22 protein-coding genes are annotated in these 21,894 nt (G+C 58.3%); 7 read left to right on the top strand and 15 right to left on the bottom strand.

The features are described from left to right. Positions 1-16: 16 nt before the first annotated feature. Positions 17-364: a Na+/H+ antiporter subunit G gene (locus DT594_RS07630; RefSeq protein ID WP_149332142.1), complete on the top strand. Its 348-nt coding sequence runs from the start codon at positions 17-19 to the stop codon at positions 362-364. Positions 365-389: 25 nt separating this feature from the next. On the opposite strand, the gene DT594_RS07625 is transcribed toward DT594_RS07630, so the two are convergent. Continuing rightward, entirely contained in the window at positions 390-1,523 is a 1,134-nt protein-coding gene (locus tag DT594_RS07625) for a glutathione S-transferase family protein (RefSeq protein ID WP_246164587.1), read from the bottom strand. A 213-nt stretch (positions 1,524-1,736) separates the two neighbouring features. On the opposite strand from DT594_RS07625, the gene DT594_RS07620 reads away from it, so the two are divergent. Further along, positions 1,737-2,276: a DUF3087 domain-containing protein gene (locus tag DT594_RS07620; RefSeq protein ID WP_149332140.1), complete on the top strand. Its 540-nt coding sequence runs from the start codon at positions 1,737-1,739 to the stop codon at positions 2,274-2,276. 25 nt (positions 2,277-2,301) lie between these two features. Here DT594_RS07620 and DT594_RS07615 read toward each other — a convergent pair whose 3' ends face one another. Then, positions 2,302-3,795, bottom strand: coding sequence for a protein adenylyltransferase SelO (locus DT594_RS07615; RefSeq protein WP_149332139.1), 1,494 nt, complete (start codon positions 3,793-3,795; stop codon positions 2,302-2,304). A gap of 224 nt (positions 3,796-4,019) precedes the next feature. On the opposite strand from DT594_RS07615, the gene DT594_RS07610 reads away from it, so the two are divergent. Beyond that, positions 4,020-5,327, top strand: a complete 1,308-nt coding sequence (locus DT594_RS07610) for a short-chain fatty acid transporter (RefSeq protein ID WP_149332138.1) — start codon at positions 4,020-4,022, stop codon at positions 5,325-5,327. Between the two features lie 195 nt (positions 5,328-5,522). After that, the gene (locus DT594_RS07605; protein WP_149332137.1) at positions 5,523-7,313 is read left to right on the top strand and encodes a bifunctional diguanylate cyclase/phosphodiesterase; all 1,791 of its coding nucleotides are present in this window, start codon (positions 5,523-5,525) and stop codon (positions 7,311-7,313) included. A 99-nt stretch (positions 7,314-7,412) separates the two neighbouring features. Here the strand turns inward: DT594_RS07605 and DT594_RS07600 are convergent, their stop codons facing one another. Continuing rightward, entirely contained in the window at positions 7,413-7,964 is a 552-nt protein-coding gene (locus DT594_RS07600) for an OmpA family protein (protein WP_178091480.1), read from the bottom strand. 132 nt (positions 7,965-8,096) lie between these two features. Between DT594_RS07600 and DT594_RS07595 the strand changes: the two genes are divergently transcribed. Continuing rightward, positions 8,097-8,747 (top strand): hypothetical protein, encoded by a 651-nt coding sequence (locus DT594_RS07595; protein ID WP_149332135.1) that lies wholly within the window; start codon positions 8,097-8,099, stop codon positions 8,745-8,747. 3 nt (positions 8,748-8,750) lie between these two features. On the opposite strand, the gene DT594_RS07590 is transcribed toward DT594_RS07595, so the two are convergent. The 5 genes from DT594_RS07590 to DT594_RS07570 all read right to left on the bottom strand — a co-directional run bounded on the left by DT594_RS07590 (position 8,751) and on the right by DT594_RS07570 (position 13,644). Next, positions 8,751-9,452, bottom strand: a complete 702-nt coding sequence (locus tag DT594_RS07590; protein ID WP_149332134.1) for an ABC transporter ATP-binding protein — start codon at positions 9,450-9,452, stop codon at positions 8,751-8,753. Between the two features lie 12 nt (positions 9,453-9,464). Continuing rightward, complete coding sequence (livG, locus tag DT594_RS07585) at positions 9,465-10,229, bottom strand: high-affinity branched-chain amino acid ABC transporter ATP-binding protein LivG (protein ID WP_149332639.1); 765 nt, start codon at positions 10,227-10,229, stop codon at positions 9,465-9,467. 5 nt (positions 10,230-10,234) lie between these two features. Next, a complete protein-coding gene (locus DT594_RS07580; protein ID WP_149332638.1) occupies positions 10,235-11,491 on the bottom strand; it encodes a high-affinity branched-chain amino acid ABC transporter permease LivM in 1,257 nt (418 codons plus the stop codon). Continuing rightward, complete coding sequence (gene livH / locus DT594_RS07575; RefSeq protein ID WP_149332133.1) at positions 11,491-12,417, bottom strand: high-affinity branched-chain amino acid ABC transporter permease LivH; 927 nt, start codon at positions 12,415-12,417, stop codon at positions 11,491-11,493. The genes DT594_RS07580 and livH overlap by 1 nt, the downstream gene beginning before the upstream one ends. 105 nt (positions 12,418-12,522) lie before the next feature. Next, positions 12,523-13,644 (bottom strand): branched-chain amino acid ABC transporter substrate-binding protein, encoded by a 1,122-nt coding sequence (locus tag DT594_RS07570; protein ID WP_425460539.1) that lies wholly within the window; start codon positions 13,642-13,644, stop codon positions 12,523-12,525. Positions 13,645-13,967: 323 nt separating this feature from the next. Here DT594_RS07570 and DT594_RS07565 point away from each other — a divergent pair, with 323 nt between their 5' ends. Next, positions 13,968-14,276: a DUF2288 domain-containing protein gene (locus DT594_RS07565; protein WP_149332131.1), complete on the top strand. Its 309-nt coding sequence runs from the start codon at positions 13,968-13,970 to the stop codon at positions 14,274-14,276. Between the two features lie 260 nt (positions 14,277-14,536). Here the strand turns inward: DT594_RS07565 and phnE are convergent, their stop codons facing one another. The 6 genes from phnE to DT594_RS07535 all read right to left on the bottom strand — a co-directional run bounded on the left by phnE (position 14,537) and on the right by DT594_RS07535 (position 19,615). After that, a complete protein-coding gene (gene phnE / locus DT594_RS07560; RefSeq protein WP_149332130.1) occupies positions 14,537-15,301 on the bottom strand; it encodes a phosphonate ABC transporter, permease protein PhnE in 765 nt (254 codons plus the stop codon). Further along, complete coding sequence (locus DT594_RS07555) at positions 15,298-16,137, bottom strand: PhnE/PtxC family ABC transporter permease (protein ID WP_149332129.1); 840 nt, start codon at positions 16,135-16,137, stop codon at positions 15,298-15,300. The genes phnE and DT594_RS07555 overlap by 4 nt, the downstream gene beginning before the upstream one ends. Further along, positions 16,128-16,949, bottom strand: coding sequence for a phosphonate ABC transporter ATP-binding protein (locus DT594_RS07550; protein ID WP_149332128.1), 822 nt, complete (start codon positions 16,947-16,949; stop codon positions 16,128-16,130). The genes DT594_RS07555 and DT594_RS07550 overlap by 10 nt, the downstream gene beginning before the upstream one ends. A gap of 6 nt (positions 16,950-16,955) precedes the next feature. Beyond that, a complete protein-coding gene (locus tag DT594_RS07545; RefSeq protein WP_149332637.1) occupies positions 16,956-17,819 on the bottom strand; it encodes a putative selenate ABC transporter substrate-binding protein in 864 nt (287 codons plus the stop codon). A 114-nt stretch (positions 17,820-17,933) separates the two neighbouring features. Continuing rightward, entirely contained in the window at positions 17,934-18,365 is a 432-nt protein-coding gene (locus DT594_RS07540; protein ID WP_149332127.1) for a PA0061/PA0062 family lipoprotein, read from the bottom strand. After that, positions 18,365-19,615 (bottom strand): substrate-binding periplasmic protein, encoded by a 1,251-nt coding sequence (locus DT594_RS07535; protein ID WP_149332126.1) that lies wholly within the window; start codon positions 19,613-19,615, stop codon positions 18,365-18,367. Before DT594_RS07535 ends, DT594_RS07540 begins: the two co-directional genes overlap by 1 nt. A 220-nt stretch (positions 19,616-19,835) precedes the next feature. Between DT594_RS07535 and DT594_RS07530 the strand changes: the two genes are divergently transcribed. Continuing rightward, positions 19,836-20,684, top strand: coding sequence for an SDR family NAD(P)-dependent oxidoreductase (locus DT594_RS07530; protein WP_149332125.1), 849 nt, complete (start codon positions 19,836-19,838; stop codon positions 20,682-20,684). Between the two features lie 59 nt (positions 20,685-20,743). Here the strand turns inward: DT594_RS07530 and DT594_RS07525 are convergent, their stop codons facing one another. Beyond that, positions 20,744-21,610 (bottom strand): alpha/beta fold hydrolase, encoded by an 867-nt coding sequence (locus tag DT594_RS07525; protein WP_149332124.1) that lies wholly within the window; start codon positions 21,608-21,610, stop codon positions 20,744-20,746. Between the last annotated feature and the right edge of the window lie 284 nt (positions 21,611-21,894).

Here is a 21,894-nt window from a genome sequence, read left to right as displayed (position 1 = left end):
CGAGCGGGGAGCTGACATGCTAGAGGCGATTCATAGCGCAACCGCGGTGGAATGGATTGTTGCTTCGCTGATTCTGCTGGGTAGTCTCTTCGCGCTGATCGGCTCGATCGGCTTGTGGAAACTACCTGACTTCTTCATGCGTCTGCATGGCCCAACTAAAGCCACGACGCTCGGCGTAGGGGCCCTGGTAATCGGCTCGCTGATCTATTTCAGTTCGCGGGGGGAGGGGCTGAGCATGCACGAACTGCTGATCACTATCTTCCTGTTCCTGACCGCTCCAGTCAGCGCCAACATGCTGGCGAAAGCGGCAATGCATCAGCGCGCCAAGCGCGTGGAACGGACCAAAGGGCAGCCCTGGGATTAGGACTGTCTGACGCGGTTCTGTTGCGTTATTGGCGTTCCCAGACCTCAATATGGTTGCGCCGGCCTACGGAGTAGCTGCTGGGCTGCGGTACTGCCTCAAGCAGGCCGACCTGGGTCAGCGCGGTTGATACGCGCTGACGATCGGTTTCGTTCAAGTCGGCCAGCACCGCTGTCGCCCGGCGCAGAATATAGAGCAAATAAGGTTCCACCCCCGCTGTGACCGGCACGCCGCGAAAATGCGTATGCACCTGGCCGATCATGCGTTGATGTGGTTTGGCCGATACCGCTTCACCGTCCGCGGGTTGGTGCTCGCTGACCCAGGCGTCGAGATAGGCCAATTTGTCGGTCAGCTCTGGCAGCATGTCCCGGGCCATAAGGTGCAGTAGCGCCTTGAGGGTTTCTGGAATGGCATCCTCGGCTATCCACGCGGTGCCGTAGTCAGGAAATTCCACCGCATCCAGCCCAGGCGCGAGCATGCGCTCCACCCAGCGATATACCCGCGGCGCCTCGCGCTTCATCACGCCAGCGGGCGCCGGGTCACGACCCAGATGCGCGAACAGAGGGCCGATCAGGCCATAGTCCGCAACACTCGGGCGACCGCCAAACACAAACGGGTGCTCGCTGAAGTGCCGATTAAGAACGGCCAATAGCTCATGATAAGAGGCTTCTATCTGAGGAATGCTGTCTGCGGTCACGCCAAGACCGGGCAGGTAGGACTGCATTCGCTGCATTAGCGTCTCGGCGACTCCGGGTGGGGCGCCGTTGGAAAAGGCGTCGTAGAGAAAATTCTGTTGTTGTTCAAGATAAGACCAGCGGTAATGCATGGCATGCCGCAGCAGGCTCTGGCTGCCGTAGTACTGGATCAGGACGGCCAGAATGCGCTGCAGCGGGGTGTCAGGGTAAGCCGGATAGCGCGGCTGCTTTTGCTCGAAGTGATCGATGATATCCAGGCTGTCCTGAATGATCTCGCCGGCCGGGGTAACCAGCACCGGGACGATGCTGCGCTGGATAATCGGTTTGATATGTCGGGCAAAATCAGGATGGTGGCTGGACACTTCGCGAAAGGGGATGCCCTGGGTGCGCAGGTAGCTGCGGGCGATACCGGTATAAAGGGAATGGGGTAAGCCATACAGAATCTGTTCCTTGATTTCTTCAGCCACCCGTACTCTCCTCGTCATATTTGCCTGGCGCCGGAATGGGCACCTTTTGACGCTCCAGAATAACCATTCAGACGGGGTGTCTCAAGGCGGTTACTATGGGAGCGGGCTGCATCAGGAGCAGGGTGCGTTCGTTGCAGAAAAAACTGGAGGTGGCTGGCATGACAGCGTTGCAAGTAGACATCGTTTGGACCGGGATCGCCGAGGGTTGCTCAGGTGTTTGAAATACGCCGTCTTGATCCGCAGCAGTATCGCCAGCAAACGCGCAAGAGCACGCTCATTGTGGCTTTGGTGTTTGGGGTATTGGCGATGTCCCTGTCAGCTATTGCGGTGGCACTGTTTGGCAGTGCGCAAGACAGTAATTTTCGCTGGAACCTGGGCGGCGTGCTGCTGGGGCTGGCAATCTCTGTCGCACTGGTACGGAATGTGTTCTGGACCCAGCCGTGGATGGCGTCGGCGGCGTATGGCTGGCAGCTCAAGCGTAGCCTGATGAAAATAACCAATGCCATGCATCAGGTGGAGGCGGGGGTCAGAACCGGTTCGCCAGCGGCCATGAAGCTGCTGCGCTTCTATCATCTGGGGTTGGCCGAAATGCACAGACTGGATGGCAACCCGCAGGCATTGAATGATCTCGGTGGGCAGGTTGACCAGCATCGCCAGGCGATGCTGGAAATGGGACTGTCGATTGACCAGTATCAATTCGACCCTGCCTGGCTGGAGAGCCTGCAGCAGGGTACGCGTGGTCCGTCAGCCTGAACTTAGAATTGTTACAGGGGCATTCTCATGTGCCGCAGAAGGTGCGAGCTACCACCTGCTCTGGTGTGGGTGGAGTGGCGTAGCGGTCATCGGCGGCATCAAACCGGAAGGGCTCCGCCAGGCGCTCCACCAGGCGATGGAATGGCTGCAGATCATGGTCATCCACGGCCGCCCTGATTACCTCTTCGACCAGATGGTTGCGTGGGATATACGCAGGGTTCAAGCGCAGCATGCGCTGCTGGCGCTCACGCGCATCGGCCGGGTCACTGTCTAATCGCGCTTCCCACTCGGTGATCCAGTGGGAGAGACTCGCCGGCAACTCGGCAAGCTCGGCTACGCTGTCGCCCTCGTATTCGCCCGGTGCAGCAAGCTCGGCCAAACGGCGGAAGGTCAGGGTGTAGTCGGCATTCGCCGCAGCCATGAGTTGCAATAGCTCTTCTACCAAGGCTTTGCTCTCGGTATCAGCCTGGCTTAGCCCGATCTTGCCGGCCATGATCTGGTCATAGGCGCGCTGGTACTGGGGCACGTAATCATCAATCGCCTGTTGGGCTTCCTGCAACGCAAGGTCTTCATCCGCGTCGATCAAGGGCAGCAGCGCGCGTGCCAGCCAGGCCAGATTCCACTGGCCGATACCCGGCTGGTTGCCGTAAGCGTAGCGTCCACCGGAGTCGATCGAGCTGTAGACGGTGTTGGGGTGATAGTTGTCCATAAAGGCGCAGGGGCCGTAGTCAATGGTTTCGCCGGAGACCAGCATATTGTCGGTGTTCATTACGCCATGGATAAAGCCCAGCTGTTGCCACTGCGCAATCAGCTCCGCCTGCCGGGCAATCACCGCGCGCAGGAGCGCGGCGTAGGGTCGCTGGGCCTCCGCGGCTTGCGGATAATGCCGGGCGATGACATGGTCAGCCAGAGTCTTTACTGCCTCATGGTTATTCTGCCCGGCGAAGAACTGAAAGGTGCCGATGCGAATGTGGCTACTGCAGACGCGGGTGAGGATGCCGCCCGGCAGCATTCCCTCGCGCATGACGTACTCGCCCGTTGTCACCGCGGCCAGGCTGCGCGAGGTAGGTACGCCTAGCGTGGCCATGGCCTCGCTGATCACGTACTCGCGCAGCACCGGTCCCAGCGGCGAACGGCCATCGCCGCCACGGGCGTAAGCAGTGCGTCCGGCGCCCTTGAGCTGAATATCGTAACGCTGGCCGTCCTTGCCTATCACCTCACCCAGAAGTGTCGCACGGCCGTCCCCCAGGCGCGGATTCCAGCCGCCGAATTGGTGGCCAGCATAGGCCGTGGCGATTGGCAGCGATCCGGGTGCTACTTCATTGCCCGCCAGCACCTGCAATCCAGATGGTGACTCCAGCCAGTCGGCGGAGATGCCAAGCTGGTCGGCGAGCGCATGGTTGATGCGAATCAGGGCGGGTGCCTTTACCGGCGCGAGCGTTTGCTTGCTGTAGAAAAGCGCCGGCAACAACACGTAGCTGTTATCGAATTGGGGGCTATTGGTACTGGATTCAGTCATGAGTCTCCACAGGATGGCTGGGGCCGCTAAGGCATTACAACGGGGTAAGTATAGCCCGAGAAATAACGCGATAGCGGAGATGGGATTCCTGAGACAAACGACCCAGCAGCAGCTATGTTCTATCAAGGGCTTGATCTGCTGCTAGGATCGGCCTTATCTGGTTACTGTGGCGCAAAATGTCGAGGCAGGGCCAGCATAATCATATAAAAAACGGGGACACCCACATGCTTGATCGCGCAGCCAGACCCTTGGTTAAACTGGTGGATCGCTACCTGCCAGACCCTTTTATCTTTGTGCTGATATTGACCCTGGTGGCGTTTGCCGCAGCCATGATCTTTGAGGGGCATGGACCCATGGCGGTTATTCAGATGTGGGGGCAGGGCTTCTGGGATCTGTTGAGCTTCTCCATGCAGATGCTGCTGGTGCTGGTGACCGGCTTTATGCTGGCCAGCACGCCGCTGGTGCGCAATATTCTCGACCGTCTGGCCTCCCTGGCGAAGACACCAGGGCAAGCAATTGTGCTGGTGACCTTTGTCGCGTTAATCGCCAGCTGGATCAATTGGGGTTTTGGTCTGGTAGTAGGTGCGCTGTTTGCCAAAGCGCTGGCGCGCCAGATCCGCGTGCATTATCCGCTGCTGATAGCCAGCGCCTACTCGGGCTTTATTGTCTGGCATGGTGGGCTGGCAGGCTCCATTCCGCTGGTCATCGCCACCGATGGGCACTTTAGTGAAAGCACCATCGGCATTATCGGTACCGGCGAGACCATTTTTGCGTTCTTCAACCTGGCCATCGTAGTAGCGCTGTTTATCGTCGTGCCAACGGTGAATCGTCTGATGCTGCCCGAGGAAAAGGACAGTGTTTATGTGGATCCCAAGATTCTTGAGGATAACGCTGATGATCAGATCGTCATCAGTCGCCCGGCCGAGCATCTGGAGAACAGCCGAATTCTGGCCTGGCTGGTCGGCTTTGCCGGTCTGGCTTACATCGTTCAGTATTTTATCAATGAAGGCGGGTTGAACCTGAATATTGTCAATTTCATGTTCCTGTTTCTGGCGATCATCCTGCACCAGACCCCACGCCGTTTGTTGAACAGCTTGAATGAAGCGGTGAAAGGCGGTGCAGGTATCGTCATTCAGTTTCCGTTCTACGCCGGCATCATGGGCGTGATGACCGCCTCGGGGCTGGCGGCGAGCATTTCCGCTGCGTTTGTCTCGCTGGCCAGCGCCGAAAGTCTGCCGTTCTGGAGCTTTATCAGCGCAGGGCTGGTGAACATATTTGTGCCCTCCGGTGGTGGGCAATGGGCTGTGCAAGCCCCGGTGATGTTGCCTGCAGCGCAGGAGCTGGGTGCCAGCATTCCGCGCGTGGCAATGGCTGTGGCCTGGGGTGATGCCTGGACCAATCTGCTGCAACCCTTCTGGGCTTTGCCGGTACTGGCGATAGCCGGGCTCAAGGCGAAGGACATCATGGGCTATTGCCTGATGCTGCTGGTGATCACCGGGATCATTATCAGTATCGGGCTCACCTGGCTTTAAGCTAGCGGGGATCTATTGACGCCAGGCAGCCGACCGCTGCCTGGCGGGCAAACGGCAAAACCGGCTGGTACTCGTGGCTGCTGTCATCTGGTTGTCATATTCGCCGTTCAGCATGGCATGGCTGTTTGTGGCCTTTCGCTAGCTCGGTACCCGTAGTGATGCAGAGCGGGCCGTTTTCATTCTGCCGGTACTCCAATGACTCTCAATGAACAACATCAGGCTCTGCTGTCTATCCTGCGGGAGGAGGCAGTGTCGGTTCTTTTCCAGCCTATCGTATCTATGGTTCAGCAACGCATCGTCGGTTATGAAGCGTTAAGCCGTGGCCCGTCCAATAGTTCTCTGCATTCGCCGCTGACCTTGTTTGCTACGGCGCGGCAGTGTGGCTTGTTGACCGAGCTGGAGATGCTTTGCCGGCGTAAAGCGGTGATCGCCTTTAGCCGCATGCAGTTGCCGGGTAGCCTGTTCCTCAATGTGTCGCCGGAAAGCCTGCTGGAAAAGCAGCATTACCCGGGTCGTACGCTGGCGATGCTGAAATCCTGCGGCATGACGCCCGACCAGGTGGTTATCGAACTCACGGAACAGGCACCCATTGATGACTTCGCGCTGTTGCAGAGCGCTCTGGTGCATTACCGGGAGATGGGATTTCGTATTGCCCTGGATGATCTGGGCGCGGGCTATTCGAGCCTGCGCCTGTGGTCGGAATTGCGCCCGGATTTCGTCAAGATCGACCGACACTTTATCGACGGCATTCATCTTGACCCGCTCAAGCGGGAGTTTGTCGGCTCGATTCTTAATTTGGCCAAGGCGTCGCAAGCGCACATCATTGCCGAAGGTATTGAGCAGACTGAGGAGCTGCAGGTACTTGAGGAGATGGGCGTTGACTGGGTGCAGGGTTACTGGCTGGGCCGCCCGGAAACCCAGCCGGCCGCCTGCCAGAAGGCAATGCAGGCGCATCTGGCCAGCCGCGATGCCGAGCAGACTCCGGAGCCGCAACAGGCGCTTGATTCTCTGCTGATAGTCGTGCCGGGAGTGCATCAGAGTGAAACCGTCAGCCAGGTACTGGCGCGCTTTCATCAGCAGGCCAGCCTTAACAGCCTGGCGATCCTCAACGATGCCAACGAGCCGGTAGGTACAGTGCATTGCCACAGTTTGAGCCAGACCATGCTCAAGCCTTTTGCCACCGAGTTGCACGGGCGCAAGCCGATATCGCATCTGATGGACAGAGACTACCTGGTAGTGGACGTGCAGCAGAGCCTGGAGCGCGTCAGCCGGCTGCTGACCAGCCGTGCCCGGCAAAGGATGGAAGAGGATTTCATCATCCTGCGTGATGGGAAATACGCGGGGCTGGGTCGGGTGATCGACGTACTGCGGCATATCACCGAGCTGAAACTTCGCCAGGCTCGGCACGCCAATCCGCTGACCTTGCTGCCCGGTAATATTCCGATTCAGGAGTGTCTGGCGCGTTTGCTGGCCAATGGTCAAGCCGCCCGCTTGTGCTATATCGATCTGGATGCGTTCAAACCATTCAATGACATTTATGGCTACGGCAAGGGTGATGAGGTGCTGCTCGGGCTGGCGCAGATACTGAAAAGCCTGTGTGATCCGCGTTGCGATTTCGTCGGCCACATAGGTGGCGACGATTTCATGCTGGTGTTACGCAGTGCTGACTGGCGCGAGCGTTTGCAACTGCTGGATCAACGCTTCCAGCAGCTCTGTGGTGCTTTCTATCGCCCGGAACACCTCGCCGCGGAAGGATTTTCCGCGCCGGACCGGCATGGCCAATGGCGCCATCATGGGTTGCTGCAGTTATCGGTGGGGGTCGTGTTCCTGCCGGCGAGCGGGCATGGCATAACCGACCCGGGGCAGTTGGCGGAAATGGCCTCACACGCCAAACATGAAGCCAAGAAAATCAGTGGATTCAGCGTAGTGTGCGAAAACCTGGTGGCCATCAAGCCAGGCCTGGAGAGCCATCAGGCGTCGGGCTGATTGCGTGCAGCAGGCCTTTGCGCCGCGAGGTCATTCGGAGGTCTGGGTACTGGCGATAAAACAGAGACCCCGTCGCAGAGCTGCGACGGGGCTGGTGGATCAGTTGGCCATGGCCACGCGAGTGGGGTAGGGGGTAAGCAGTATTTCCACGCGGCGATTGAGCATCCGGCCGGTGTGGGTGCTGTTGTCGGCACGTGGCTGGTCTTCACCCATGCTGGTCAGGCTCATACGCTTGCTGCTGACACCGCCCAGCATCAGGATGCTGGCGACTGCCTGGGCACGCTCCAGGCTCAACTTCTGGTTCAGTTCCTGCTCACCAGTGCTGTCGCTGTGGCCGATGACCGCATACTGACTGTTCGGATCTTCTTTTAGCGCTTTGGCGACTTTGCTGATGGGTACCAGCCCAGAGGGCAGCAGCAGGGTACGCTTGGGGTGGAAGTTACCTTCCACCGGGATAATCAGGCGAATCTGTTCGCCTTCACGCACCACTTCAAAACCCTCTTTTTCCGCAAGGACTGTCAACGGCTCAACGCGTGACTCGGCCCAGGATGGCGGCGGAGGTGGTGGCGGTGTTGGTTCAGGCGCTTTGGAAGCACAGGCGGCGAGTGCCAGGGACAAGCAAACGGCAGAGAGAGTTTTTAATGTTTTCATGATGCCCAAGTACGAATGTTCAGAAGTTGGTGTAAGAGTAGCCCCTTTAACATCGCAGAGGGTACCATCAGTTGTTGATTTTGTGATCAAGCACATGGCCCTTTTTTAGGGTTTTCCGCTCAAAGGTGCCTTATGTCTTCCAAGTATGTGAATTTTTCCCGATTTGGCCTGCTTTTGGTGGTTTTCACCATCGCCGGTTGTGCCATCTTGCCGGGAGCGCGTCAGGAGCCCGGTGAACGATTAACGGGTATCTTGACCGCAGAGTCTGGAGAACTCCGGTTACTGCCCTGCGACGGCAGCAACGCCATGGCCGTAGCTGATTCCGCGAATATCCAACAGTTGTTCAAGCAGGTGGTGCATCCAGGCCGACAGTCGGTATTTGTGGATATGGCCGTGCGCACCCTGGCTGATGGGGGCGTTGAGCCGGTGGAAGTGATTCGCCTGCAACAGAAACCGAGTGGCTGTGCCGATCAGTCCCATGCGCGCACTCAGTGGTCGGTTGTGGGCCACGGGCTTGAATGGCGGATGCAGATCGGGCCTGCGGGTATGCAATGGCTGGATCAGGGCACGGACAGTATAGCGCTACCCGTACCGGTGATTACCGAAGAGATACCGGGTAGTGCCATAGGCTTTCAGACGTTACGGGGGGACTCGCAGGAGGTCTGGTTATACCCGGATGCCTGCTTCGAGCAGAGCAGCGGCGACTATTTTCATCGTACTGCCCGCTTGGTTCGTGACGGCCAAACCCTGACAGGCTGTGCCTATCAGGGTCTGTTGCCCTGAGCATCAACCGCCCAGGTAAGCGCTGCGTACCTGCGGATCGGACAATAGTGCTTCACCGCTGTCCTGCATGACGATGTGCCCGTGCTCCATTACATAGCCACGGTCCGCCAGCTTGAGCGCCTGGTTGGCATTCTGCTCGACCAAAAAGATGGTCACCCCCTGGCTGCGCAGTTGCTCGATAATCTCGAATATCTGCTGGATGATGATGGGTGCCAGACCCAAAGACGGCTCGTCGAGCAGCAACAGCCGCGGCTTGCTCATCAGTGCACGACCAATGGCTAGCATTTGCTGCTCGCCGCCGGACATGGTGCCAGCGCGCTGCTGGTAGCGTTCTTTCAAACGCGGGAACAGGCTCAGGGCGGTATCCAGCTGCTGCTGAAAATCATCCTTATGGGTAAAAAAGCCACCCATGCTCAGGTTTTCTTCCACGGTCAGGCGTGAGAACACGCGGCGGCCTTCCGGCACAATGGCAATGTCCTTGCGCATGATCTCGGCGGTGGTCAAGCCGGTCAGCTCTTCCCCTTCATAACGGATGCTGCCGGTAGTCGCGCGCGGATCGCCGCACAGCGTCATCAACAGGGTGGTCTTGCCGGCGCCATTGGCACCAATCAGGGTGACAATTTCGCCACGCTCCACTTCCAGGCTGACGTCGTGCAGGGCCTGAATCTTGCCGTAGTGGGTAGAGACGTTTTTCATATACAGCATGGAATCTATGCCTCAGGTTTCGCCCAGGTAGGCCTTGATCACGGCGGGATTGTTACGCACTTGCTCCGGAGTGCCCTCGGCCAGGGGCGTGCCCTGGTTGATCACGACGATATGATCGGAAATATCCATTACCAGCTTCATGTCGTGCTCGATCAGCAGTACGGTCAGGTCGTGGTTATCTCGCAACTCGGAGATCAGCTCCTTGAGATCTTGAGTTTCGCGCGGGTTGAGGCCGGCAGCTGGCTCATCCAGCATCAGCAGGCTTGGCTGCGTGACCATGCAGCGAGCGATCTCCAGGCGGCGTTGCTGCCCATAGGCCAAGGTACTGGCGGTGCGGTTGGCGAATTCGTGCAGGTTGACCCGCTCAAGCCAGTAGGCGGCTCGCTCCATCGCTTCCTTTTCGCTGCGCCGATAGCTGGGCGTCTTGAACAGGCCGGCGAGCATGCTGGTATTCATGCTCTGGTGCTGCGCCACCAACAGATTTTCGACGACAGTCATTTCCTTGAACAGGCGTACATGCTGAAAGGTACGGATCATGCCCTTGCGGGCGACCTTGAAGCCGGGTAGCCCTTGAATCTCTTCGCCTCGGAAGACGATCTTGCCGTCACTCGGCTTGTAGAAGCCGGTCAGGCAGTTGAATACCGTAGTCTTGCCGGCACCGTTCGGGCCGATCATGGAGACGATCTGCTTCTCGTGCACTTGCAAGGCCACGCCGTCGACCGCCAGCAGGCCGCCAAAGCGCATGGTCAGCCCGGTTACATCGAGCAAAGGTGTCATGGCGGTCATGTCCGGAGCTCCATGTGCGGACGTTTCATCGGTAGCAGGCCCTGTGGCCGCCAGATCATCATCAGTACCATCATCAAGCCGAACAGCAGCATGCGATACTCGTTAAACTCGCGAGCCAGCTCTGGCAGGATGGTCATGATGATCGCTGCCAGTATCACGCCCAGCTGCGAGCCCATGCCGCCGAGCACGACGATGGCGAGGATGATCGCCGATTCGATAAAGGTGAAGGATTCGGGACTGATAAAGCCCTGACGTGCGGCGAAGAAACAGCCGGCAAAACCCGCGAAGCTGGCGCCGATGGTGAAGGCGTTGAGCTTGATGGCGGTCGGATTGATGCCCAGCGAGCGGCAGGCGATCTCATCCTCACGCAGGGCCTCCCAGGCGCGACCTATGGGCATGCGCAGCAGCCGGTTGATCACGAACAGGGTAAACAGCACCAGCAAGAGCGCGAGCAGGTAAAGAAAGATGATCCGGTGTGTTGAGTCGTAGTCGAATCCGAAAAAGTCATGGAAGGTCTGCATGCCCTCGCTGGCCCGACGGCTGAATTCGAGGCCAAAAAAGGTCGGTTTGGGAATGCCACCGATGCCATTCGGCCCATTGGTCAGCCAGGTCATGTTATTCAGCAGAATGCGGATGATCTCGCCGAAGCCCAAGGTCACGATCGCCAGGTAATCGCCGCGTAGCCGCAGCACCGGGAAGCCGAGCAGAAAGCCGAACAGAGCGGCCATGCCGCCTGCCACGAACAGCCCGGTCCAGAAGCCCAGGCCGAAATACATGGCGAGCAGGGCATAGGTGTAGGCCCCCACCGCGTAAAAGCCGACATAGCCCAGATCCAGCAGACCGGCCAGACCGACCACAATGTTCAGGCCGAGCCCAAGCATGATGTAGATCAGCACCAGCGTTGCCAGGTCAATGCCACCGCGGTTGGCAAAGAACGGCCACACCAGCGCAGCGGCGATCAGGAAACACCAGAACAGCCTTTTAACCGCAGGCTTATCGCGAATGTCGGATAATTTGGGCGGTGTTTTTGGCAGGCCAGGCAGGGCTTTCCAGGCGTGGGTCAGTTGGTCGCGGAACAGGTTGAAGAAGAAGATGAAGGCCGCCGCGGCGGCAATTTTCCACCACACATCGGCGCCAGCACCGGTAACGGTCAGGCCGGTCCCAGACTGGCCCAGGCGCACACCCATCAACAGGCCGGTGAGTACCACGACCACCACGGCGGAAATTACCGCCGGTTTAAGATTGGCTCGAATCATACTTTTTCCACCTCTGGACGGCCAAGAATGCCGCTCGGGCGGAATAGCAAAATCAGAATCAGCAAGCTGAAGGCGACCACGTCTTTGTATTCACTGCTGAAGTAACCTGAGGTAATGGCCTCGGTCACGCCCAGTAGCAAGCCGCCAAGCACGGCGCCTGGGATGCTGCCAATGCCGCCCAGAACCGCTGCGGTAAAGGCTTTAAGCCCGGCCATAAAGCCGATATAGGGGTTGATCACACCGTAATACATGCCCAGCAGCACACCGGCCACGGCCGCCAGCGCGGCGCCAATGACAAAGGTCAGCGCGATGATACCGTTGGTGTTGATGCCTAGCAGGTTGGTCATCTTCAGATCTTCTGCGCAGGCACGGCAGGCACGGCCCATGCGTGAGCGAGTGATAAACAGGGTGAGCAGGGTCATGGTCACCAGCGTCACAGCGAAGATAATCATCTGCATATAGGACAGCGACGCTTGAAAGCCGGCATCGGGCCCGATGCTGATACCACCGGTTACCAGGCTGGGCATGGCGATATCCCGCGAGCCCTGCGCCAGGCGTACCAGGTTCTGCAGAAAGATCGACATGCCGATCGCAGAGATCAACGGAATCAGACGGTTGCCGCCACGCAGGGGGCGGTAGGCAACCCGCTCGATGCTGTAGCCGTAAGCGCTGGTGACAATCATGCTGATGACAAATGCACCGGCAATCATCAGCGGGAGATATTCGAGCCCGAACAGGGCGAGTGCAGCAATGGCCATAAAGGCGATATAGCTGCCGATCATGTACACCTCGCCATGGGCGAAGTTGATCATGCCAATGATGCCGTACACCATGGTGTAGCCGATCGCGATCAAAGCATAGGTGCTGCCTACGGTAAGACCGTTAAGCAACTGCTGGATAAAGTAATAGAGTGACTCTGGCATGGTCACGGCACCTGGAATGACAGGATGAGCAATGCTGGTCAGAACAGACGGGCATCAAAAAAATCAGGCCCGCCGGATTGCTCCGGTGGGCCTGAACGTTGGGTCTTACTCGGTCAGTGCGGTTTTGGTAGCGTCAGCGTGCCATTCGTAGACAACAAAGTTGAAGTCTTGCAGGTCGCCTTTTTCATCAAAGCTCAGCACGCCGGTAGGGGTGTCGAACTCGTTACCACGCAGTGCTTCGGCTACCTTGTCAGTATCGGTATCGCCAGCCAGCTTGATGCCGTCAGCAATGATCTGTACCGCAGCGTAGGCCGGGAATACGAATGGACCGGAAGGATCTTCGTTCTTGGCCTTGAAAGCAGCAACCAGGTCAGCGTTGCGTGGGTCTTCATCGAAGGCTTTAGGCAGAGTGACCAGCAGGCCTTCGGAGGCTTCGCCAGCGATAGCAGAGATGTCGCTGTTGCCCACGCCTTCAGGACCCATGAACTTGACGTCCAGACCCTGCTCAGCGGATTGACGCAGAATCAGGCCCAGCTCGGGGTGGTAGCCACCGTAGTAGACAAAGTCCACGCCTTCCTGACGCAGCTTGGCGATCAGAGCGGAGAAGTCCTTGTCACCAGCGGTTACGCCCTCAAACACGGGGACGTCAATGCCGGCTTCAGTCAGTACATCACGTACCGCGGTGGCGATGCCTTCACCGTACTGCTGCTTGTCGTGGATAACAGCAACCTTGCTTGGCTTGACCTGTTCGGCAATATATTTGCCAGCAGTTGGGCCTTGCAGGCTGTCAAGACCGATGGTGCGGAATACCAGCTCATAGCCACGGGTGGTGATTTCCGGGCTGGTGGACGCCGCGGTGACCATCAGAATGCCTTCATCTTCATAGATGTCGGAAGCGGGCTGGGTCGAGCTGGAGCACAGGTGGCCGACAACGAACTGGATTTCCTGGTTAACGATACGGTTGGCCACGGCCACCGCCTGCTTGGGATCGCAAGCATCATCGAAAACCACGCCTTCAAGCTGGCTGCCATTTACGCCGCCCGCTTTGTTGATTTGCTCGATCGCCATCTTGGCGCCGATAAACTGCATGTCGCCATACTGGGCAACGGGACCGGTTACCGGACCTGCCAAGGCGATCTTGATTGTGTCTGCTGCCATGGCGAAGCTACTCGCACCGGCCAGCGCGGCTACGGCGATAAACTGGGACAGGGCTTTTTTATGGACCATTTTCATATCGTATGCTCGCTTGTTGTTGTCCGACTGGTTGTTATCCGAAACGACGAAGGTTCAGGTAGTGTTGGCTTTACCATACCCATTCCCGGTAACTGTACCGCAGCAGTTTACCAACGGCGATGAGCGCAGGGAATCGAGTCTTGGCAAATTGTCATTCAATGTCCTCAAACTGCAACATTTTGTCTGAAAGACGACATACACCCCGACAGAATAGGCGTATTTGTCCGACAATGCCGCCTCTTTCCCCTCATCCGTCTTGCACTTGGCGGTGTGCTGGTTAACATGCGCAGCAATTAAGCCTGATCTGGAGCGTTAGAATGTCTGACCAAACCGAAACCTACGCCGCGATTCTGGGTGCGACCGCGCCTATCGAATGGAAGACGTTGGAGCCGCATTTTGCTGCGGGCCAGGTGCTGTCAGTCGACCCTGCATTGGATCTGGTCACTGTAGCCGAAGCCTTTACCCGCGATGATGGCGCTGCGGTTAAGCAGTGGATGGATGCCGGGCAGGTGCAGCTGACTCCGGACGCCCAGGCGGCTGGCTGGCATGAACGCGACCCGGACAACCTCTGGGCTGTGGTTATTCGTCCCTGGGTGTTGGTGCAGGAGCGGGTGGTGCGGCATTGAGGTTGTTCCTGACCGGTTGATTCAGCCTGAAAGTCAGAATGGATTCCCGCCTTCGCGGGAATGACGGAGGGGGTTAAGCCAAGTGCAGTCTGGTACTGCTCTGGTCGGCAACTAGGATTTGTGCTTTTGGTCGTCATCCCCGCGAAGGCGGGGATCCAAGCGGTTTCTGGGTAGACCTGGATTTCTCAGTGGCATAGGTGGTGACTGACTCCAGATCTCTCTGGTCTTTCGCTTTTGCGGAAATGTCGGTTGGGCGGCGATCACCCCAGCCGCGCCCGCCACCAGGCACTCAGCCCGTCGACCACCAGCACCATTACAATCATCGCCAAAATCACGCTTAAAGCCTTGGGTTGCTGAAACAGGCTTAGCGTCACGTAGAGCATCTGCCCCAAACCGCCGGCGCCAACAAAGCCCAGTACCGCGGCCATCCGAATATTGTTCTCCCAGCGGTACAAGCTATACGCCAGCCACTGCGGGAATACCTGGGGCAATGTGCCGTAAAAGAATGCCGCTGTCGCCCCAGCGCCTTGATCGCGCAACGCTTTTGCCGGTTCGTGCGGGGCGTTCTCCAGGGCTTCAGCGAACAATCGCCCGAGTACACCGGTAGTGTGTAGCGCAATGGCCAGCGTCCCGGCAAAGGGACCAAGACCCGCGGCCAGCACCATCAGCGCCGCCCAGACCAGTTCCGGCACGGATCTGAGCGCGTTGAGCAGCAATCGCGCCAGGGCTTTGGCGACGATGCCCATACGCCCAGCGGCCAGCAAGCTCAGCGCAGCGCCTGCCAATACCGCCAATAGCGTGCCTATGGCGGAAATCGCGAGCGTTTCCACAGCACCCCAACTGATTTGCGTCAGCCAGCCAGCGGACATTTCCGGCGGAAAAAATGAGGTCGCATAGTCAGCCATCTGGCTGGGGCTATCGCCGCGCAGCAAGCCGCCGAGGTCCAGGCCCAGATACGTAAACGAACTGACCAGCGCTACGCCAATCAGACTGAGCCAGAGCAACGCCTCGCACCGACGGCTCATGCCAGCCTCCTGCGCAGCAGGCTGCTCAATTGATCGGCGGCCAACACCAAGATCAGGAAGGTCAGCAGAATGCTGACGACCTCACCACCGGCAAACATGCGGATTGACAGGTCGATCATCTGGCCCAGGCCGCCGGCGCCGACAAAGCCCATAATCACCGATGCCCGCACCGCGCATTCCCAACGGTACAGCGTATAGGAGGTCAGCTCTTGCGCCGCAGCCGGCAGAATGCCGTAAAAGAACGCCGCCAGGCGTGAACTGCCAGCCTGCATCAGGGCCCGCGCCGGGCGCTGGTCGACGGACTCGTAGATTTCCGCATACACCTTGCCGAGCATGCCGCTGTAGGTAATGGCGATGGCCAGTACGCCGGCGGTGGGGCCAAGGCCGACGGCTCTGACAAACAACAATGCCCAGACGATCTCGGGAATACTGCGCAGCAAAATCAACAGCAGCCTGACCGGGTAACGCGCAATACTGGCGAGCCTGCCAGGCCGGCCGCTGATTAACGCGGAGACTGACAGCGCGCGGCTGGAGAGCAAACTTAATGGAATTGCCAGCAGCAGCGCCAGCGCAAGCCCAGCGGTAGCCATCGCCAGCGTTTCCAGCGTGGCTTTACCCAGCAGCGCAAGAAATTCGGCTGACACCTCCGGCGGCCAGAAACCGGCCAGAAAGCGCCCGAAGGTATCCAGATTGCGCGGGTCTACCAAAGTACCCGGACGGAACTCGGTAAGCACCAGCCCGGGCCAGAGCAACACCAATGCCAGCAGCGTAATGAGTGCGCGGGGCAGGGCGGCAGGGTCGCGTGGGTCGACTCGCTGCAATGGGTTCAAAGGCATCGTGGCGCGGACTGGCCACTTGGCCTGGGTGTAACGAGCGTGGAAACCGGATCGGGAAGGGTTTCAGCAAGCCCTTCATTACTATAAAGCTCACGCAGATCTTCTGGCGTTACCTGCGCGGCCTCACGGTCGAACAGAATCTCGCCGTTGCGCAGCCCGATGATCCGCGGGAAATGCCGCAAGGCCAGGTCCACCGCATGCAGGCTGGCTACCAGGGTTTTGCCGTGCTCCTGCGCCAGGCGATTGAGCAATGCCAGCGTATGATCGGCCAGTAGCGGATCCATCGCTGACACCGGCTCATCGGCCAGCAACAAATCAGCGCCCTGATATAACACCCGGGCAATACCCACGCGCTGCAACTGCCCGCCAGATAACTGATCGCAACGGGCGAAGAGCTTTTCGCTCAGATCCAGTGGTTCCAGCGCTGTGCGGGCGCCGGATATATCCAACGGATAACATAAGGATAAAAGCGAGCGAGCTAACGACCATTGGCCGAGCCGGCCGGCCAGAACGGCGGTAATCACCCGTTGGCGCGGTGGCAACGGCGGGCTCTGATGGATCAGACCAATACGTGTACGCAGGCGCCGCAGTGCGCCGCCTGACAGTTGTGCAGGATTGGCGTCGAGCAACTGCACGCTGCCGCTGCTGGCCAGCAGGCCAGTCGAAAGCAGGCGCAGCAACGTGGTTTTGCCCGCGCCGGAAGAGCCAATAATCGCGACCCGCTCACCCGGCTGGATCGCCAAGTTGAGCGGGTGCAGGGCGGTAAAGCCACCGGGGTGAGTCAGGCTCGCCCCGTCAAGTCGAATGCCCATGGTCCGTTAAAGCAGGCCAGCAGCGCGTGCGGCTTCTTCGATGCCCTGGTAGTTCTCCGGCTTGGTCTCAACAAAGCGGCTGGCGCGTTGCAGGTCCAGAATCGCCTTGTGCTCGGGGTTTTCCGGATCCAGCTTGAGGAATGCCTGCTTGATGCGCTCGACCAGCTCGGGATCCATATCGCCACGCACGGTCCAGTTGTAGTCGAAGTAGGTCGGGGTGGTGGTGTAGACGCGCACCTTGTCGGTATCGACCTTGCCTTCTTCTACCAGCTTTTCCCAGACTGAGGCATTCAACACGCCCGCATCGACGCGGCCGGATTCAACCCAGGCGACGGTCGCATCGTGGGCGCCGGAGTAGCCTACGCGGCCGAGGTAGTTATCCACGTCGAGCCCGTCCTGCTGCATAAAATAGCGCGGCATCAAATGCCCAGAGGTTGATGATACCGAGCCGAAGGCGAAGCTCTTGCCTTTCAGGTCCTTGTGTTCCTTGATCTCGGGGTCAGCAGTGATAAAGGTGCTGGTAAAGACCGCATCCTGTTCACGCTGAACCAGGGGAATGGCATCGCCAGTGCGAATGCGTGCCTGGACGAAGGTAAAGCCGCCCAGCCAGGCCAGATCCAAACGCTTGGAACCCAGCGCTTCAACCACGCCTGCGTAATCGGAAACCGGCTGAAAGGTGACCTTCATATCCAGCTCTTTTTCCAGATAAGCGCCCAAAGGCTCGAACTTGCGCAGCAATTCGGTGGGGGCTTCATCGGGAATGGCAGAGACGCGTAGCACCTCTTGTTCGGCCATTGCAGGCGCCGATGCAAAAACAGTAGCAACAGACAGGCACAAGCCAGCCATGACGGCCAGCGGACGTTTGATCATCGACATGTGTTTCTCCGGTTCAATAGCGGAAGACTCCCAACCGGGTGTCGAGTCCAGTCGGGGCAGGTGCGGAGTGTAGCATGCGAAGGAAAATGCGCGGTGGGGAGTTCTAGCTCAGACGCCGGGACCACAACGAATAATGCTGGCGCGGGCCAGGCGCTGATTATCTGCCGATTCAAGCCAGCCGGCTGGGCGAATGCCCAGCCGGTCGGCGACGAAGTGGTAAGTATCGCCAGCGCTGAAGTCGGCGTAATCAATACCGAGAATGCAGGTTCTGAATTGCGGCTCGCCAAGCATGCCTCCAGCGCTGGCGGACCCCGGCACCTCATAGCGAAAGCGCACCTGTACATTATGTTTGCCGGGATTCAGGTCTGGAAAACGCAGGCCGGATACCAGTTCGCCGTCCAGCCGGTATGCGCTGATGCGGTCAGCCGGGCGCTGCGTACTTAGCTCCAGGCGCGCCTGACCTACAGCCAAGGGTGTCGGCGTCGGAGCAGCGCAGCCGATGGTGATCAGGGAGACAATAAACAGGGCAATCCAGCGCATCAGTTGACTCCGGTAAGGCCGTTGGCTCGCAGCACGCGCTGAATATCCAAGCCAATAATCAGCACGCCGATGATCTCATTGCTGGCAGGGTCGCGGATCTGACTGCTGATATGCACCTGATAACCCTGCGCTGATTGATCATACTCAAGCCGACCCTGATACGCCTCATCGGTTCTGTTAAAAAAGGCTTCGGAAAATTTCGCCTCATCGCCTTGCCAGTAATCAGTGGTGATTTCGCTGATGCCAACGTTCAGGCCCAATTGGTCGGTGACAATGATCTCGGTAATCAGGTTATTGCTTTTCTGCTGCTGATCACTGAGCCACTCGGATAGGGAATTGCCAGCCACACTATTGATCAGGGGTGCATCCGGCTTTTTCAATTCGTCCCGCCATTGCCGATCAATCTGCATGATGTCCGGAATATTCAGATTCTGGTGCAGAGCGTTCTGGGCGTTGACGGCGGACAGTATTTCGTCTCGTTCAGTCCAGCTGTTGAACAGCTTGTCATGTACCGCGGCCAGCTGTTTGTGCTCATCATCGCTGAGCATATGAATCTCCGGCAGGCAAAAATAGATTTGCTGGTTGAACCGTTCTAGAAAATCACTTTGGCTATCCAGAAACGCTTTGGAAAAATACACCCCGAGCGTCGAGTACTGCTGAAAGCGTTCGTACTCTGGCCGCAGCGCCGGGGGCAGCTTGGTCAGCTCGGTGCGCAGGGTGCGCTGGTCGGCGAGGAAGGTATCGATGCGGCCCAGGTCCAGCAGTTTAAATAACTGCTCGGTGCTGCTGACCTGCTGCTCAACGGCATAGCCGTTCTCCAGCAGCCAGGCGAGCTGGTTGCTGCCGCGTACGGCGCCAATACGCAGTTCGCCATCTGTGCCCTCTGCTGTGGTCGGTCGATTGCTGTACCAGTACCACTTCTCCAGTGCCAACGGAGCAGAGAGCGCGGCGAAGCGGTTGGCACGCTGCATATTGGTCGCCGAGAAGAAGCCGTCGGCCTTGCCTTGGCCGACCTCATGGATCGCCCGCTGCCAAGGCATGACGCGGACGCTATAAGGCTGGCGCAGAGTCTTGAAAATACACTCCAGGGCAACAACCGAAGTACCGCTCAGTGTTTCCCCTTCGCGAACCTGGTACGGCGGGAAGATGTCCGTATTGAGGCGCAGTGTGTGCGCCGCCAGCGGGGTAACGGCGCCGGCCCAGCAAACGAGGAACAGACCAAATAATGCGCAATACCTTTTGCCAGCCATGCGATTCCTTATTCAGGTCTTGATGTGCCTTTTCAGGTATAGCCTATCCATCGCACACCGCCGGATAAAAACTGATAAAGCCTGATCACTGCAAATGATAGATCTGGTTTGGTGATGCTGTAAAAGGCATTCTATTCGCCACATTTATAAGTCGCCTTTCAAAGCAGGACCGCTTGCGGTTGTGATCCATGCTGTTGCAGGGCTATCCAGAGGGCACGTCATGCAGAATCTTAAAGGCAAGGTAGCGGTTATCACTGGCGGTGGCAGCGGCTTGGGGCGCGAATTGGCTCTACGCTGTGCAGCACGCGGAATGAAATTGGTACTCGGTGATGTCGATGAAGCCGGCATGCAGGAAACGCTGAATCAGGTCAAAGCGCTGGATGCGAGCATTGAGTCCGCGACCATGCGTCTGGACGTGTCCAAGCTGGATCAGGTTGAAGCCTTTGCTGCGTTGGCTAAGAGCCGCTTTGGTGGCGCGCATCTGCTGTTCAATAACGCTGGCGTCAGCGTCGGCGGCCCGGTGTGGATGAATACCCAGGCTGATTGGGAGTGGGTGGTAGGCGTCAATATGTATGGCGTTGCCTGGGGCCTGAAAGCCTTTACCCCGATGATGATCGAGCAGGGCGAAGGCCATATCGTCAATGTCGCGTCCGCCGCTGGTTGGGTCAATGGCCCTAGCATGGCGGTATATAACGCCACCAAGCATTCGGTTGTCGCCATGTCTGAAACCTTGGCGCTGGATCTTCGCGACGTCGGTGCCAAGGTGGGCGTCACTGTTCTGTGCCCGGCGTTCTTCCCTACTGGAATTCACGACTCGGCGCGCAACCGTCCGGCGGATATGGCCGACACCCTTGAGCGCAGCGCGATTGCCGAAGAGCGCGCCGCTGCAATCAAAGCTGCAGTAGAGAAGGGCCGAATCAAAGCGACTGACGTCGCCGAAATGACGCTCAAGGCGGTAGAAGACGATCAGTTCTATGTATTCCCGCACCGCAAGATCAAGGAGCTGATCAAGCTGCGCGCTGCGGCCGCAGATGCGGAAACGACGGTTTTTGATTCGATGAATCCGTAAGCTGGGTCTCCCGAGGTGTCGAGTGCCCGCTCGACACCTTTGGCGTTCGCATCGGCGCTTCAGCCCACCATCGCCATCCTTTGCTCACAATCCGCCACACCCTCTTCCAGCACAAAGCGCTCCACCGCCTGCTTCACATCCTGCCAAGCCGTCTTATGTTCCAACTCGAGGAAGTGCCCGGTATGCCGGATAGTCGCAAACTGCGATTGCGGCGCCATATGCGAGAACAGGCGCGCATCCGCCGGTGAGGTGTAGCGGTCCAGTTCACCATTAATAAATAGTAGTTGCGCGTCGACATTCTCCACGCAGCTCATAAACCGATCACAGTCCAATCCTGCTACCTGGCGGATGTGATAGAGCATCTGCGCATACTCGAATTCTTCCAGCGCGCTCACATGACGAAAGTTGCAACGCTTGAACAGCGGCGGCAGATGCTCGCCGATAGTGTCATTCAGCAGGTTGCCGATGGCCTGTCGGTCGCATGCACCCAGCGCCGCCCGCGCGCGACTCAGGTAATCCAACATGAAAGGGTTTAGTACCGGCGAGAACGAACTGATGATCGCTTTGTTGATGCGTGCTGGCCGCTGTGCCAACGCCAGCAGCGCCGCAACACTGCCCCAGGAAAACGCCAGCAAGTGATCAGCGCGAAAATGCTCGATCAACTCCAACAGGATCAGCGCCTCGTCCTCTTTGCCGATCAGCGGCAGCTCAGGATTGTGCCCACGTGACTGGCCCTGATAGGGCAGATCGTAAACCACTACGTTAAATAGCGGCCTCAGGTATTTAAGGCTGGCATTGAACGACACGCTGGTGGCCAATGAGCCATTGACCAGAATGATGGTCGCGGCAGTGGTCGGGTTGGGGTAAAAGCAGGTGTGCACCTTCAGATCGCGGTGCACGCGTATTAGCGCTTTTTCTGCGTACATGGGGCACCTCTTGTGGTTGGGTCGGGCGCAGCTCAACTGCGCCGCCGAATTCCACACCAGCTAACGCCCCGCAGATGACAAGGGCGTTGCACCCCGCTACCGCCGGTCAGTGTTCATGCAGATGTAATAGAAGGAAGTGCGTGGCAGTTGCTTTCAAAGGAGCGATCTTCAACCCCTCAAGTTATTGCCAGGCCTGTCGATACACATTCATCGGCAAGGCATCTGGTTGGCGTCAAAACTGTGTCAGGTGCTTGAAAGGGCTTTTTTGTTTAGCTAAGTGATTG

The sequence above is a fragment of the Halopseudomonas laoshanensis genome (assembly GCF_008365385.1).
Taxonomy (GTDB): Bacteria; Pseudomonadota; Gammaproteobacteria; order Pseudomonadales; family Pseudomonadaceae; genus Halopseudomonas; species Halopseudomonas laoshanensis.
The sequence above is the reverse complement of the archived record's forward strand: the minus strand, read 5'-3'. Positions and strand labels throughout refer to the sequence as shown.